The following is a 14,483-nucleotide window of genomic DNA, read 5'->3' on the forward strand; positions in this document are numbered from 1 at the left end:
TATAATTATCTTAATTTCTATGTATAATACCTTTTTTAAAAGAAAGAGAGAATATATATTGACAAAAAACTTTTCTTACATAGGAATACTATCTTTAGTATTTGCAATGTTTATTTGGGCAAGTTCTTTTATTGCTTTAAAAACTGCAATTAATGATTTAGAACCATATACGGTTATATTTCTTCGAATGCTTTTAGCATCACTTTGTTTTGTTTACTTTATAAAAGATTTTATAAAGTACGATTTTTCAAAGAGTGATATTAAATATATAATACTTTTAGCATTTTTTGAACCTTGCTTATATTTTATTTTTGAAGCAAAAGCAATTCAACTTACAACTGCATCTCAAGTTGGAATGATTACTTCTTTAATGCCTATAATTACTGCAATAGCTGCTGGATATTTTTTAAAAGAGATTATCTCTAAACAGTTAGTAATAGGCTCTTTAATAGCTTTATGTGGGGCTGTGTGGTTGAGTTTACAAGCAGTTTCTAGTGTGAGTGCACCTAATCCAATTTTAGGAAATTTTTTCGAATTACTTGCTATGGTTTGTGGTGCTGGATATACAATTGTTGCTAGATATTTATCTGAAAAGTATTCAGCTTTATTTATTACTGCAATTCAAGTTTTCATTGGAACAATATTCTTTTTTCCATTTTTTCTTTATGAATATACAACAACAGATTTAAACTTTACTACAAATGCAATTTTATGTGTTGTTTATTTAGGTGTTGTGGTTACTCTTGGTGGTTATGGTTTATATAACTATGCACTTACAAAAATAGAGGCTTCAAAAGCAGCTGTATTTATTTATTTAATTCCTGTATTTACCCTAATTTTGGCATATTTACTTTTAGATGAAAAACTATCAATTACAGAATTTATTGCTTGTATTACGATTTTATTTGGTGTTTTTATCTCTGAAACACCATTAAAAAAGATTTTAAAGTTTATAAATAGAAAATAAATGGTTTATTTAGTACTTTTTATATCTGCTTTTATATCAGCTACGCTTATTCCTTTTGGAAGTGAGGCTTTATTAATTTATGATATTAAAGAGGGATATAATATTTATTTTCTTGTTTTTTTTGCAACACTTGGTAATTCTTTAGGCTCAATTTTGAACTATTTTCTTGGTTTAAAAGGTGAAGAATTTTTGATTAAGAAAAACTTATTAAAAGAAAAATCAATACTAAAAAGTAAAAGTTACTTTGATAAATATGGTTCTATATGTATTCTATTTTCATGGGTTCCAATTATTGGTGACCCACTTACTTTTATAGCAGGAGTTTTGAAGTTCAATTTAAAACTATTTATTTTACTAGTTGTAATTGCAAAGTTTTCAAGATATTTATTTATTGCTCTACTTCTTTATTAAAAAAATCAAAAATATCAGTGTTTTTTGATTTTATTTTATAAGTAATATCTTTAAAAGTAAACTCTAAATAGTTTGCATGAAGCCATAACCTATGACTTCCTGTTATCTCTTCTCTTAAAGTTTTATCTAATGTTTTATTTAAATAATTCTCAGCGATCTCATCATCAACTCCATAAATAGGATCACCTACAATTCTATGACCTACTGAGTATAAATGTACTCTAATTTGATGTTGTCTTCCTGTTAAAGGAATTGCTTCTATTAATGTGGTATTGTTTTTCTCATTATATTTTATAGGTTTTATAATAGTGCAAGACTCTTTTCCATTATCTCCTGCTTTCATTCTAACACCAATATTTAGACCCTCTTTTTCTAATTTTGAATCAATTGTAATTTCATCTTTTATATGACCTTCAACTAGTGCTAAATATGACTTGTGATACTTTTTTTCTTCAAACATATCTTTTAAAGTTTTTTCACTTTTTTTATCTTTTCCAACTATCACAAGCCCTGAAGTTTCTGCATCAATTCTATGTATTAAATTAGCATTTTCTCCAAAATGATATCTTATTTCATCAAGAAGTGAGTATTTAGTATTTTTAGAAATGGGATGAACCATTAGGTGTGTTGGTTTATCAAAAATGGCAAACTCTTTAAACTCGATTAGAGGCTTTAATCCTCTTGAAATGCCCTCAAAAACTGCCATGTAAATAAATTCACTAGGGATTTTATCACTTGCTTTAATAGTTTTCATATTTTCGTCAAATATTCTTCCCCGAGCCGCGTATCTTTGGGTACTTCGGTGGTTAATTTTTAAATCTTGGAGTAAGAAAAGACTAAGTTTTTTGTCTTTAATTGCTTTAATTTTTTTTAGTACAAATGGCAATATTGCTTCCTGAGTTTTTTTTTGAAATAGGTTAAAATTTATCTTGTTTTTTATATTGTTTTTTATCTATTTTAGATAGTATATCATACTAAAATAAATACTAATTTTTTATAAAATAATAAAAACATTGATAACAAGGGATTTGTAGATGGTTGAAAGATATGCTAGAGAAGAAATGAGTTCAAAATGGACACAACAAGCAAGATATGCAGCTTGGTTAGAAGTAGAAAAAGCAGCTGTAAAAGCTTGGAATAAAATCGGTTTAATTCCAGATGAAGATTGTAAAAAAATTGTAAAAAATGCAACTTTTTCAGTAGAAAGAATAGAAGAAATCGAAGCTGTAACAAAACATGATTTAATTGCATTTAATACAAGTGTTTCAGAATCACTTGGAAAAGAATCAAGATGGTTCCATTATGGAATGACTTCATCTGATGCAGTGGATACAGGTGTAGCTATTCAAATGAGAGATTCTTTAAAACTAATCATCAAAGATGTTAAGATGCTTATGAAATCTATTAAAAGAAGAGCTAAAGAGCATAAATATACTTTAATGGTAGGTAGATCTCATGGTATTCATGGTGAGCCTATTACTTTTGGTTTAACATTAGCAGTATGGTATGATGAGATGAATAGACATCTTAAAAATTTAAAAGAGACTTTAAAAGTTATCTCTGTTGGTCAAATTTCTGGTGCTATGGGTAACTTTGCTCACGCTCCTTTAGAACTTGAAGAGTACGCAATGAAAGAATTAGGTTTAAAACCAGAACCATGTTCAAATCAAGTTGTACATAGAGATAGATATGCAAGACTTGCAACGGCATTAGCTACTATGGCTTCAACTATTGAAAAGTTTGCCGTACAAGTTAGACATTTACAAAGAACTGAAGTTTACGAATGTGAAGAATTCTTTGCAAAAGGTCAAAAAGGTTCTTCTGCTATGCCTCATAAAAGAAACCCTATTTTAACTGAAAATATTACAGGACTTGCACGTTCAATTAGAGCACATGCAGCACCAGCTATGGAAAATGTTGCTTTATGGCATGAAAGAGATATTTCTCACTCTTCAAGTGAAAGATTCTGGTTACCAGATGCATTTATTACATCTGATTTTATGCTTCATAGAATGAACAATGTAATCGCAAACTTAACAGTAATGCCTGAAAATATGATGAAAAACTTAAACTTAACAGGTGGACTAGTATTTTCTCAAAGAGTATTACTTGAACTTCCACTTCAAGGTGTTTCAAGAGAAGATGCTTATAGAATTGTTCAAAGAAATGCAATGAAAGTTTGGCAAGAAATTCAACAAGGAAAACCTTCAACAAATGATAAAGGTGAGTCTTTATACTTACAATATTTACTAGCTGATGAAGAGCTAGCTAACTCATTATCTGAAAAACAAATTAGAGAATGTTTTAATTTTGAATATTACACAAAAAATGTTAGTGCAATTTTCAAAAGAGTATTCAAGTAGATTTAAAAATAAGAAAACATAAGAAAATATAAAGGTAATTAAATATGGCAATTATGATTCAAAAAAGAAATGGTCGTAAAGAAGTTTTAGATATTACAAAAATTCAAAAAATGACTATTGAAGCTACTGAAGGCTTAGATGGTGTATCACAAAGTGAATTAGAACTTGACTCTCAAATCAAATTTATTGATGGGATGAGTTCTTCTGATATTCAAGATGCACTTATTAAAACAGCAGTTGAAAAAATTGATATTGATGTTCCAAATTGGACATTCACAGCAGCAAGACTTTTTATCTTCGATTTATATCACAAAGTAGGAAAAGCTACACATGGTATTAAAGGGGAGCCTTATTGTCACTTTAAAGAGTACCTTCAATATGGTAAAGATGCAGGACGAATACTTCCAAATTTAGGGGAAGGTTTTGATTTAGATGATTTAAATAATTATATTAAACCTGAACGAGATTATTTATTTAATTATCTTGGTGTAAAAACTTTATATGATAGATATTTAATTAAAAATAAAGATGGTAATCCAATTGAATTACCACAGCAAATGTTTATGGCAATTGCTATTTTCCTTGCACAAGATGAAGAAAACAAACAACAAAGAGCAAAAGAGTTCTATGATGTAGTTTCTAAGTTTGAAGTTATGCTAGCAACTCCTACATTATCAAATGCAAGAACAAATAGACATCAACTTTCTTCTTGTTATATTGGTTCAACGCCAGATAATATTGAAGGTATTTTTGATGCATATCATGAAATGGCACTATTATCTAAATATGGTGGTGGTATTGGTTGGGATTGGAACCAAGTTAGAGCTTTAGGTGGTGTTATTGATGACCATAAGAGTGCTGCTGGTGGAACTGTTCCATTCTTAAAAATCACGAATGATGTAGCTTTAGCAGTTGACCAATTAGGTACTAGAAAAGGTGCAATTGCAGTTTATTTAGAACCTTGGCATATGGATATTGTAGATTTTATTGACTTAAAGAAAAACTCTGGAGAAGAAAGAAGAAGAGCACATGATTTATTCCCTTCTTTATGGATTACTGACCTTTTCATGGAAAGAGTTTTAGAAGATTCTTATTGGACTTTATTTGATCCATATGAAGTAAAAGATTTATCTGAACTTCACGGTGATGCATTTAGAGCTAGATATGAAGCTTATGAAAAAGATGAAACTATTACAAAAGATAGAATGAAAGCTAAAGATTTATGGAAAAAGATTTTAACATCTTACTTTGAATCTGGTTCACCTTTCCTTTGTTTTAAAGATAATGCAAATAGAGCAAATCCAAACTCACACGTTGGACATATTAGATCTTCAAACCTTTGTACTGAAATTTTCCAAAATACAAATCCTAACCATTATAAAATCAAGTTAGAATTTAATGATGGTTCAATTTCAACTTATGAAGAGCATGATTTAGTAATAGTTGACGGTGGAATTGAAAAGAAAGCAAATAAAGTAACGGCACTTGATTCTATTAATGGTAAAAAAGTATTTATTGTTGAAAAACAAAAAATAGATGGAGATACGGCAGTATGTAACTTAGCATCTGTAAACCTTTCTAGAATTAATAAAAAAGAAGATATTGAAAGAGTAGTTCCAATTGCTATTAGAATGTTAGATAATGTAATTGATTTAAACTTCTATCCATTAAGAAAAGTAAAAGCAACTAATTTAAAATCTAGATCAATTGGTTTAGGAGTTATGGGTGAGGCTGAAATGTTAGCTGAGCACAAATTAGCTTGGGGATCTGCTGATCACTTTAAAAAGATAGATTCTATAATGGAAGCAATTTCATATAATGCAATCTCTTCTTCATCTAAATTAGGTGTTGAAAAAGGTGTTTATCCAACATTTGAGGGTTCTAAATGGAGTCAGGGTATTATGCCACATGACCACGCACCTCAAGCAGTTAATGCACTTGTAGATAAAGACTTATTTGATGCTGCTTATGATTGGGATGTATTAAGAGAAGAAGTTAAAACAAATGGTATGCGAAATGGTTACCTAATGGCAGTAGCTCCTACATCATCAATTTCTATTTTAGTAGGTACTACACAAGCGATTGAACCTGTATATAAAAGAAAATGGTTTGAAGAAAACTTATCAGGTTTAATTCCAGTTGTTGTTCCAAAATTAAATCCAGAAACATGGTCTTATTATACACCTGCTTTTGAAATTGATCAATTACAAGTAATTAAAGCAGCTGCAATTAGACAAAAATGGATAGACCAAGGTCAAAGTACAAATATTTTCATGAGCTTAGATAAAGCTAGTGGTAAATATTTACATGAGATTTATACTCTTGCTTGGAAATTAGGATTAAAATCTACTTATTACTTAAGATCTCAATCACCAGAAGCTAGTAATGATGTAGAAGATAGAAGTATGGAATGTTCAGGTTGTCAATAAGACAAGCTATTTCATACTTAATAAAAAAATTGAATAAAATATAGAGGCACCCATGGACAGAAAAGTAATATATAACCCAGATTCAAAAGAAAATTTAAATGATAGAAGAATTTTTGGCGGAAATAGTGATGGTATGATAAATTTCACAAAGATGAAGTACCAATGGGCACTTAATCTTTGGGATACTATGGAGGGAAATACTTGGTTCCCTAAAGAAGTACAAATGACAGGAGATGCAAAAGACTATAAGTTTTTAACAGCACCTGAAAAAAGAATGTATGATTTAGTATTATCACAATTAATTTTTATGGATTCACTACAAACAAACAACTTGATGGATAATATAAATCCATATATTACTGCTCCTGAAGTAAATGCTTGTCTTTCTAGACAATCATATGAAGAAGCAAATCACTCTAAATCTTATGCCGTTATGGTTGAATCTATTTCTGATAATACAGATGAGATTTATGATATGTGGAAAAATGATGCACAGTTAAGAGAGAAGAATAATTATATTGCAGATGTATATAAAAACCTTGCAGGTGATATTACAGATGAAAAGATTGTTCTTGCACTTTTTGCAAACCAAATTTTAGAAGGTTTATATTTTTATGCAGGTTTTGCTGCAATGTATGCACTTGGAAAATCAGGAAAAATGTTAGGTTCTTCACAAATGATTAGATTCATTCAAAGAGATGAAGTTACACACCTTTTATTATTCCAAAATATGATTAATTCTGTAAGAAAAGAAAGACCTGATTTATTTACACCACAATTAGAAGAAAAAGTTAGGGTAATGTTTAGAAAAGCTGTTGAATTAGAATCTTCTTGGGGTTCATATATCACTCAAGGACAAATCTTAGGATTTACAGATGGAATTATTAAACAATATATTCAATACCTTGCAGATAAAAGATTAGATGCAGTTGGATATAAACCAGAATATAATGTAAAACACCCTATTCCTTGGGTTGATGGTTATGCATCATTTAATGACCAAAGAACAAACTTCTTTGAAGGGAATGTTGTTAATTATTCAAAAGGTTCAATAGACTTCGACGATTTTTAATAGGTCTTTTAAACAATCTCTGTGTTGGAGCAGTTTATTTACTCAGTCACTTACCTGATGTAAGCTCCTTCGCAAAAAAACTACTCCTCCTTGACCTTGACTAAAATACCTGTTAAAAATAATATTACAGTTTTTTATTTTTTAACTTTTTATTTTTATCTAAGTAAAGTATATACAAGTAGGATTAGTAATAACAAGCCTACTAAAAGCCCTTTTTTTATTAGTTCTTCTCTAATGTAAAATCCTTTTTAATCTTTTTTATTAAATTCATAAACAAATATATTATCAGAATACCCATGAACTAAATCATGACCTTTAACAATCACTTTATCTAATTCTTTTGGTATTTTAACTCCTGATAAACTTCTTGTAAAAGGTTGTTCCTTTACATGAGGATGATATAAAGTCCTCGTAGCTAATAGTTTTCCCTTAGGAGTATAAATCTCCCATTTATTTGCATAATGTTTCCAACCTGTGTCTTCATGCTCTAATGTTACGTTAAACGTACATATTTTATCAACACTACATTTTGCACTTACATTTACAACTTTAACTTCATTCGCAAGTATAGTGCTTACAAATGTTATTGATATGATTAATAAAAGTTTTTTAATCATTTATCTTTTAAAACTCATCTTTTTCATAATATTTGTTGATTCCATTCCAACCCTCTAGGAAATATAAGAAAAATGTAACATCTTCCATTTCTTGTTCAGTAACTTTTCCTTCCATACTAGGCATTGTATCAAAGTGTTTTACAACACCCTCAAGACAAACAGTTTTAGCCTTATCTGGATTAATTAGATAATCTTTTACAAAATCAGTTACTTCATCTATTTGGAATTCTATATCATCTTTACTACCAATTTGGCTTTTTAATCTAAATGATATTTCATTTCCTGTTGGTGCTAAAAGATTTAAAACTTTATTATCATGTTCAATAAAATTACTCATTAAAACTTGTATATCCATTGATTTTACATGGCAAGAACTACATTTATTATCAAATACTTGTTCCCCTATTTCGTATTTATCTCTATCAAACTCTTCAGGTGGTGAAGCGAAAACAGAACTTAGAATCAGGCAAGCTAAAATTATAGATTTCATAATATTTCCTTTTATTAAATTCTATCAAAAAAAAATTTATTTTAAAAGAGTTCTTTTTAATTTAATATAATACAAATATTGTACAATATCGTGAAAATCCAAAGGATAAATATTATGCTAAAAGAAAAAATTGAAGATTTTATAACAAAACAGTTTGAGGATTTAGAAGAGTTTTCTTATGAATTAGATTTAGAAGATAACTATGGATATATAAATTTTACACAAGTCTTAGGAGTTCAATCAGATAAAGAGATGGCTTTTAAAATTATTGATGATAAATTACAATATCATTCTTTATCGTACGGATGGAAAGCAATTGATATAAAAAATAATATTAAATACTTTTGGATAGATTTATTATCATAATAATTAGAGTAAAATTATGTTTTTAGCTATAATAAGAAAATAAGGTGGGCATTATCATGTTAAAAAGACTCTTACTTTCATTATTTTTATTTACTTATGTTATCGCACACAATAATCCTATACATACTCACTTAACAAATGAAGAAGAAAATTTTATAAAAAATAATCCAATTATCAAAGTTGGAGCAGAGACTGATTGGCCACCATTTGATTTTGTAGAAAATGGCGAGTATAAAGGTTTTGCAAAAGATCATCTAGATTTAATTGAAAAGAAAAGTGGTCTAAAGTTTGAATATATTACTGACACATGGGAAAATCTACTATTAAAAACTAAAAATAAAGAAATTGATATGCTGCCATGCTTATCAAAAAGTGATACAAGAGAAGAGTATTTATTATTTACTAAAAATTATGTTACTACAAGAGATTACTTATTTGCAAATGAAAATAACAAGAATATAAATACTATTGATGATATAAAGGGAAAAACTGTATCAGTTGTTAAAAATTATATTCAAGAAGAAGTTTTCAAAAAAGAGTACCCAAGTGTAAAATTATATTATGTAAATAATATCTTAGAAGCTATGGATGCAGTTGTTACAAACAAAGCAGATTTTACTGTTGCAAATATTGCTTTAATGAATTATCACATAAAAAGATACTCTGTAACAGGACTTCAAGCAAAATTTCATTTAGGGAATAATTGGAGCCTTTTATATATGGCAACAAGAGATGATAAACCACTTCTTCGAAATATTATTCAAAAAAGTCTTGATTTAATCACTGTGGAAGAAAAAAATAAAATCACTTCAAAATGGCTTGAAAATAAAGAAAATAAAGAAAAAAAACCAAATAATCTAAATTTATCTTCTAAAGAATTAGAATATATAAATAAAAACAAAACAGTAATAATTGCAAATGAATTAGATTGGATTCCTTATGACTATAATGAAAAAGGTGTTGCAAAAGGATATGTAGTTGATTATATGAAATTGGTTTTTAAAAAATTAAATATAGAACCACTTTTTATTACTGATCAGTGGTCAATACTTTATAGTGATTTTAAAAATGGTAAAATAGATATCTTGCCAGTAGTAAGTTATAATAAAAAAAGAGAAGATATTATGGATTTTACTCAATCTTATTTATCTCAAACCTTATCTATAATAACTAAAAAATCAAGAACAGATATTATTAATAGTGATGATTTAGTAGGTAAAAAAATTGCAATGATAAAAGATTGGAATTCCACAAAGAAATACCAAGAAGCTTATCCAGATGCAAATATCATTGAATTTGAAAACTTAAAAGATATTTTTGATGCTATTAAAGATAATTTTGTAGATGCAACAATACAAAATAAGTTTTTAGCAAGCTATTATATTAATAAGAATTATTATGAAGATTTAAAAATTGTATCTGATATATCAATAAAAAACTTTGATGAAAAACTTTTTGTTGGTGTTAATGAAAACTTAAAAACTTTACATGCAATTCTTCAAAAAGCTATGAGTAGTGTTACTAGAGATGAAATAAAGGCTTTAGAAGAAAAATGGATAAATATTACAAAAAATATTGACTTTACAAGTGAAGAAAAATATTTTATTAAAAATACTAAGATAAAAGTAACTTCGACTAAAACTTGGGCTCCTTATAATTTTATTGATAATAATGATAATATGAAAGGAATATCAATTGATTTTTGGAAATATATTGTGGATAAAGCAAAACTTCAAACAGAGTTTTTACCTAAAAAAACATTTATTGAATCTATTGATAGTATAAAAGAAAAAGAAAGTGATGTTGTAGTTGGTACTTCTAAAACAAAAGAACGTTTAAATTATTCTATATTTTCAGATATATATTTAAAATCTCCCTTAGGTATTGCAACTTTACAAGATAAAAATTTTATTAAAAATGCATCAGAGTTATTAGATAAAAAAATTGCTGTAGGAAAAAATTATTCTGCACATAAATTACTTGAAGAAAAATATCCTAATATGAATTTTGTCTTTGTAAATGATCCTAAAGAAGGATTGGAGTATTTATCAAATAATAAAGCTTATGCATATGTTGATATTATGCCAGTTCTTACTTATAATATCAAAAACTTAGGTTATACAAATATAAAAATTACTGGACAAACTGGTATTGATTTTGACTTAAGATTTATGCTTAGAGATGATTATACGATTTTACAATCTATTATAAATAAAGTTTTAAATCGTATGACTTATAAAGAAAGAGAAGAGATTTATAAGGAATGGATAAATGCTAATTATGAAGAACCGTATGATTATTCTCTTTTATTAAAAGTTGCCGCTGTTTTTGTGATAATTTTATTTTTTGTAGTTTATAGAAATAGGCAGTTATTACAGTATCAAAAGAGACTAGAATTAGCAAAAAAAGAGACAGAGAAATCTCTAAATAACTTTAAGACTTTAATTGAATTAAATATTGCAGGTATTTTAATAATTAGAGATAAAAAAATTTCATATATTAATGATGAAGCAATTAAAATACTTAAATACAATTCCAAAGACGAATTAATTTATAAAGAAGTTTCAGAAATATTTCAAACAGAAGATAGTTCAAACTTATGTGATGTTTTAATTTCTTCTGATTCTTCTGAATTAAATGCAATTTCAAAAACGAATAATCTTATTCCTGTTTTATTAAAAGGTGAAGCAGCAGAGTTTGATAATCTACCATCGCATATTATTTCAATGATTGATCTTACAGATATAAAAAATAAAGAAGATTTAATGTTACAACAATCTAAAATGGCAAGTTTAGGTGAAATGATAGGAAATATTGCACATCAATGGAGACAGCCTTTAAGTAGTATTTCTACTATATCTTCAGGTTTAAAATTACAAAAAGAGTATGATCAATTAACTGATAAGACTTTTATTGAGTCTTTAGATAATATTACAGAAACTACAAAATTTTTATCTCAAACTATTGACGATTTCCAAAACTATATAAAAGAAGATAAGTTAAAAAAAGAGTTTAATATTTTAAATAGTATAGAAAAAGTTCTTACTTTAATGAAAGGTTCTTTTACTAATAGTTTTATTACTGTAGAAAATGACTTAGAAGGAATAATTGTAAATAGTTATGAAAATGAGTTAAATCAAGCCTTACTAAATATTTTATCAAATTCAAAAGATGCCTTAAAAAATATTGATGAAGAGCATAGATATATACATATCAAATCATATAAAAGTAGTAAGTATGCTGTTATTGAAATTATTGATAATGGTGGTGGAATTGATGAAAAGATAATCAAAAAAGTATTTGAACCATATTTTACTACAAAGCATAAATCGCAAGGTACGGGTTTAGGTTTATATATGACTCATAAAATTTTGTCAGATAGTATGAGTGGTTCTATTAATATTGAGAATTGTAGTTTCAATACTTATGAAAAATGTACAAAAGTTACTTTAAAAATTCCTCTTTAAGGGACTTTCTTTTAAGTTTTTTATCAATATTAATTAAGACTGGTAATTTTATAAATTAATCTATATCTTATAAATGTTAATGATTTTAGCTTGTTTTATTTATATAAAAAAGCTAGAATTATAGTTATATATTACATATATTTTAATTATCACTATATGTATAATCAATTATTTTTCAATAATAAGATATAATCCAAAAAATTATAAAATACATTAGGAATTAAAATGTCATTAGGGAAAAAAATTTTCTTTTTATTAATAGCTTTAATAATTTTAATAGCTTACACTGTTTCTACATTTAACTATAAAACTATATTAAGTAAAAGTGAGAATCAAGCTACAAGTTTTAGTAGTGAAGATTCAATGTTTGGAGAATATGCTGATTTAGTAGTATTAAAAGTAAATGAATTAAAATCTTCTATTTTAAAGAATTTAGGTTTAGATAAAGATGATAAATTAGGACAAAATAAAGAAAGTATTGCTTTAGAACTATTAAAAGATAATGGTATAGTTTTAATGAATGGAACTTTTAAAGATGCAACACAGGCTAAAAGTATTGTTGATTTATTAAACATTAATAGAAATGGTGAATATTTATTTGAAGAAAATAGAGTAATAGATGTTGTTTTATTAAACAAATTATCATTACTTATGGATTCTTTTAAAGAGTTTTTTACTGATGGCTCGAAATTATCTATTGAAAATGGAAAAGTTTTATTAAATGGAGAGTTAAAAGATTCAAACTTTAAACCCTTATTAGATTCTATAATTGCAAAAAGTAATCTTGATATTATTTCTAATATTAAAGAACCTATTAAATCTAAGACAGAGAAAATTATTGATGATTTTAAAAAGACTAGTGCAGTTGTTGAAAAAGAGCTTACAAGTGAATCTGAAAATAAGTTAAATAAACTTGAAAATATTACTCCTAAAAAAGAAGTTATTGAAGCTAAATCAAAATTTGTGCAAGATGCACAAGATAGTATAAATGATTTAACATCAAATAATAAAATAACATTTAAAAGAAGAAGTACAAATATAACTGATGAATCACAAGAAACAGTGAAAAAAATTGCAACTATTTTGTTAGATGATAGTAGACTAACTGTAGAGGTTGCAGGACATACAGATTCTAGAGGTAGAGCTTCTTTAAATAAAAGAATATCACAAGATAGAGCCAACAGTGTTAAAAATGCATTAGCTGAGCTTGGTGTGGATTCTAAGCGTATGAAAGCAATAGGATATGGTGAAGACTTCCCTATTGCTAAAGATGATGCACAAGGTTTATCAGAAGTTAACAGAAGAGTAGAGTTTATAGTGGGAGAGATAAAATGATTGAAACAGCTTCGCTGATAGTTGTAAATTTATTAATTGCAGCAATTATTGGTATGATTATTGGGTACTTAATAGGAAAAAATAGTAGGAATACTTATAATCCTTCAAAGAATCCTAATAATATAGATAGTAAAGTAGATAGTAAATCAAAAACAAGTGTTAATCCAATTTTTAGAAAGAATTCTAGTGTAGATAACAAACCGTTAATTTTAAGCTCGCCTAGACCATCAGGAAAAGATAAACTAATAAAAATTAAAGGTATTGATTTAAAAGTTGAGAAAGATTTAAATAAGTTAGGTATCTTTCACTTTAATCAAATAGCAGCTTGGTCTAATAAAAATTGTGATTGGATTGAAGAGTTTTTATCATTACCTGGAACTGCTAAAAAGAACCAATGGATTGAGCAAGCGAAGATTTTAGAATCAGGTAAAGAGACTGTTTATAGTCAGAAAATTGAAAGTGGCGAAGTAAACGTTAGTTAAAACTAAACGTTTACTCTTTTAAGTCTTTTAATAATAATTGCAATATCTCTTGAATACTTTCTAGCTCTTTTACTATTATATTTCCATCCGCCATTATAACTACTCCAAATTTTTTTCCAATCGTTTTTATGAACTTTTTTCCAATAGTTTAACTCAGCAATAGCATTTTTAGTAGCGAATTTGAAATCAGATATTAATCTCATAGCATATTTATTTCTATTCCAAGATGTATTTTTTGCATTTTGTCTACTTAGGACAGTTTTTATATTAGCTTGATACAAACCATAATCTTTACTATCTACATTTACAAGGTATTTTCCAATTGATGATTCTTTAACAGCTATTGCCATTAGAGAATAACTTAAACCGTATTTCTGACCCTGTTTTTTTATTTCTTTTAGTGTTTTTATTTCATCTGATGTTAATTTTGTTGCGTTAAAGTTTGATGCAAAAATATTTGTAATAAACAACATTACTAATAATG

Annotated in this window: 13 protein-coding genes; 9 read left to right on the forward strand and 4 right to left on the reverse strand. The window is 27.1% G+C overall.

The genetic code is table 11. The features are described 5' to 3' along the window. Both GBG18_RS13625 and GBG18_RS13630 read left to right on the forward strand, forming a co-directional pair. Positions 1 to 967 (forward strand): DMT family transporter (locus tag GBG18_RS13625; RefSeq protein WP_308418459.1); only part of this gene is annotated, 967 nt, incomplete at its 5' end. After that, on the forward strand, positions 968 to 1,378 hold the full coding sequence (locus GBG18_RS13630; protein ID WP_152191922.1) for a YqaA family protein: 411 nt from the start codon (positions 968 to 970) through the stop codon (positions 1,376 to 1,378). Here GBG18_RS13630 and GBG18_RS13635 read toward each other — a convergent pair. Continuing rightward, positions 1,356 to 2,132 carry an RluA family pseudouridine synthase gene (locus GBG18_RS13635; protein ID WP_226896388.1) on the reverse strand — a complete coding sequence of 259 codons (777 nt, stop codon included), beginning with the start codon at positions 2,130 to 2,132 and terminating at the stop codon, positions 1,356 to 1,358. The genes GBG18_RS13630 and GBG18_RS13635 overlap by 23 nt on opposite strands. Before the next feature lie 280 nt (positions 2,133 to 2,412). Between GBG18_RS13635 and purB the strand changes: the two genes are divergently transcribed. Genes purB through GBG18_RS13650 form a run of 3 tightly spaced genes read left to right on the forward strand, consistent with a single transcriptional unit; the run spans position 2,413 to position 7,242 of the window. Next, positions 2,413 to 3,741: an adenylosuccinate lyase gene (purB, locus tag GBG18_RS13640; RefSeq protein WP_152191926.1), complete on the forward strand. Its 1,329-nt coding sequence runs from the start codon at positions 2,413 to 2,415 to the stop codon at positions 3,739 to 3,741. A gap of 44 nt (positions 3,742 to 3,785) precedes the next feature. After that, positions 3,786 to 6,170, forward strand: coding sequence for a ribonucleoside-diphosphate reductase subunit alpha (locus tag GBG18_RS13645; protein ID WP_152191928.1), 2,385 nt, complete (start codon positions 3,786 to 3,788; stop codon positions 6,168 to 6,170). Between the two features lie 52 nt (positions 6,171 to 6,222). Then, the gene (locus tag GBG18_RS13650; RefSeq protein WP_152191929.1) at positions 6,223 to 7,242 is read left to right on the forward strand and encodes a ribonucleotide-diphosphate reductase subunit beta; all 1,020 of its coding nucleotides are present in this window, start codon (positions 6,223 to 6,225) and stop codon (positions 7,240 to 7,242) included. 248 nt (positions 7,243 to 7,490) lie between these two features. Here GBG18_RS13650 and GBG18_RS13655 read toward each other — a convergent pair whose 3' ends face one another. Together GBG18_RS13655 and GBG18_RS13660 are read right to left on the reverse strand one after the other, a co-directional pair. Continuing rightward, entirely contained in the window at positions 7,491 to 7,859 is a 369-nt protein-coding gene (locus tag GBG18_RS13655; protein ID WP_152191931.1) for a hypothetical protein, read from the reverse strand. A gap of 7 nt (positions 7,860 to 7,866) precedes the next feature. Next, entirely contained in the window at positions 7,867 to 8,349 is a 483-nt protein-coding gene (locus tag GBG18_RS13660; RefSeq protein ID WP_152191933.1) for a cytochrome c family protein, read from the reverse strand. A 114-nt stretch (positions 8,350 to 8,463) separates the two neighbouring features. Here GBG18_RS13660 and GBG18_RS13665 point away from each other — a divergent pair, with 114 nt between their 5' ends. The 4 genes from GBG18_RS13665 (at position 8,464) to GBG18_RS13680 (ending at position 13,999) form a co-directional block, all read left to right on the forward strand. After that, on the forward strand, positions 8,464 to 8,715 hold the full coding sequence (locus GBG18_RS13665) for a hypothetical protein (protein WP_152191935.1): 252 nt from the start codon (positions 8,464 to 8,466) through the stop codon (positions 8,713 to 8,715). 56 nt (positions 8,716 to 8,771) lie between these two features. Beyond that, entirely contained in the window at positions 8,772 to 12,182 is a 3,411-nt protein-coding gene (locus tag GBG18_RS13670; RefSeq protein ID WP_152191937.1) for a transporter substrate-binding domain-containing protein, read from the forward strand. A gap of 225 nt (positions 12,183 to 12,407) precedes the next feature. Next, positions 12,408 to 13,517 (forward strand): OmpA family protein, encoded by a 1,110-nt coding sequence (locus tag GBG18_RS13675; protein WP_152191939.1) that lies wholly within the window; start codon positions 12,408 to 12,410, stop codon positions 13,515 to 13,517. Continuing rightward, complete coding sequence (locus GBG18_RS13680) at positions 13,514 to 13,999, forward strand: helix-hairpin-helix domain-containing protein (protein WP_152191941.1); 486 nt, start codon at positions 13,514 to 13,516, stop codon at positions 13,997 to 13,999. Before GBG18_RS13675 ends, GBG18_RS13680 begins: the two co-directional genes overlap by 4 nt. A gap of 2 nt (positions 14,000 to 14,001) precedes the next feature. Here GBG18_RS13680 and GBG18_RS13685 read toward each other — a convergent pair. Next, a partial coding sequence (locus GBG18_RS13685) for a transglycosylase SLT domain-containing protein (RefSeq protein WP_152191943.1) occupies positions 14,002 to 14,483 on the reverse strand: 482 nt, incomplete at its 5' end.

The organism is Poseidonibacter ostreae, assembly GCF_009208075.1.
GTDB lineage: Bacteria > Campylobacterota > Campylobacteria > Campylobacterales > Arcobacteraceae > Poseidonibacter > Poseidonibacter ostreae.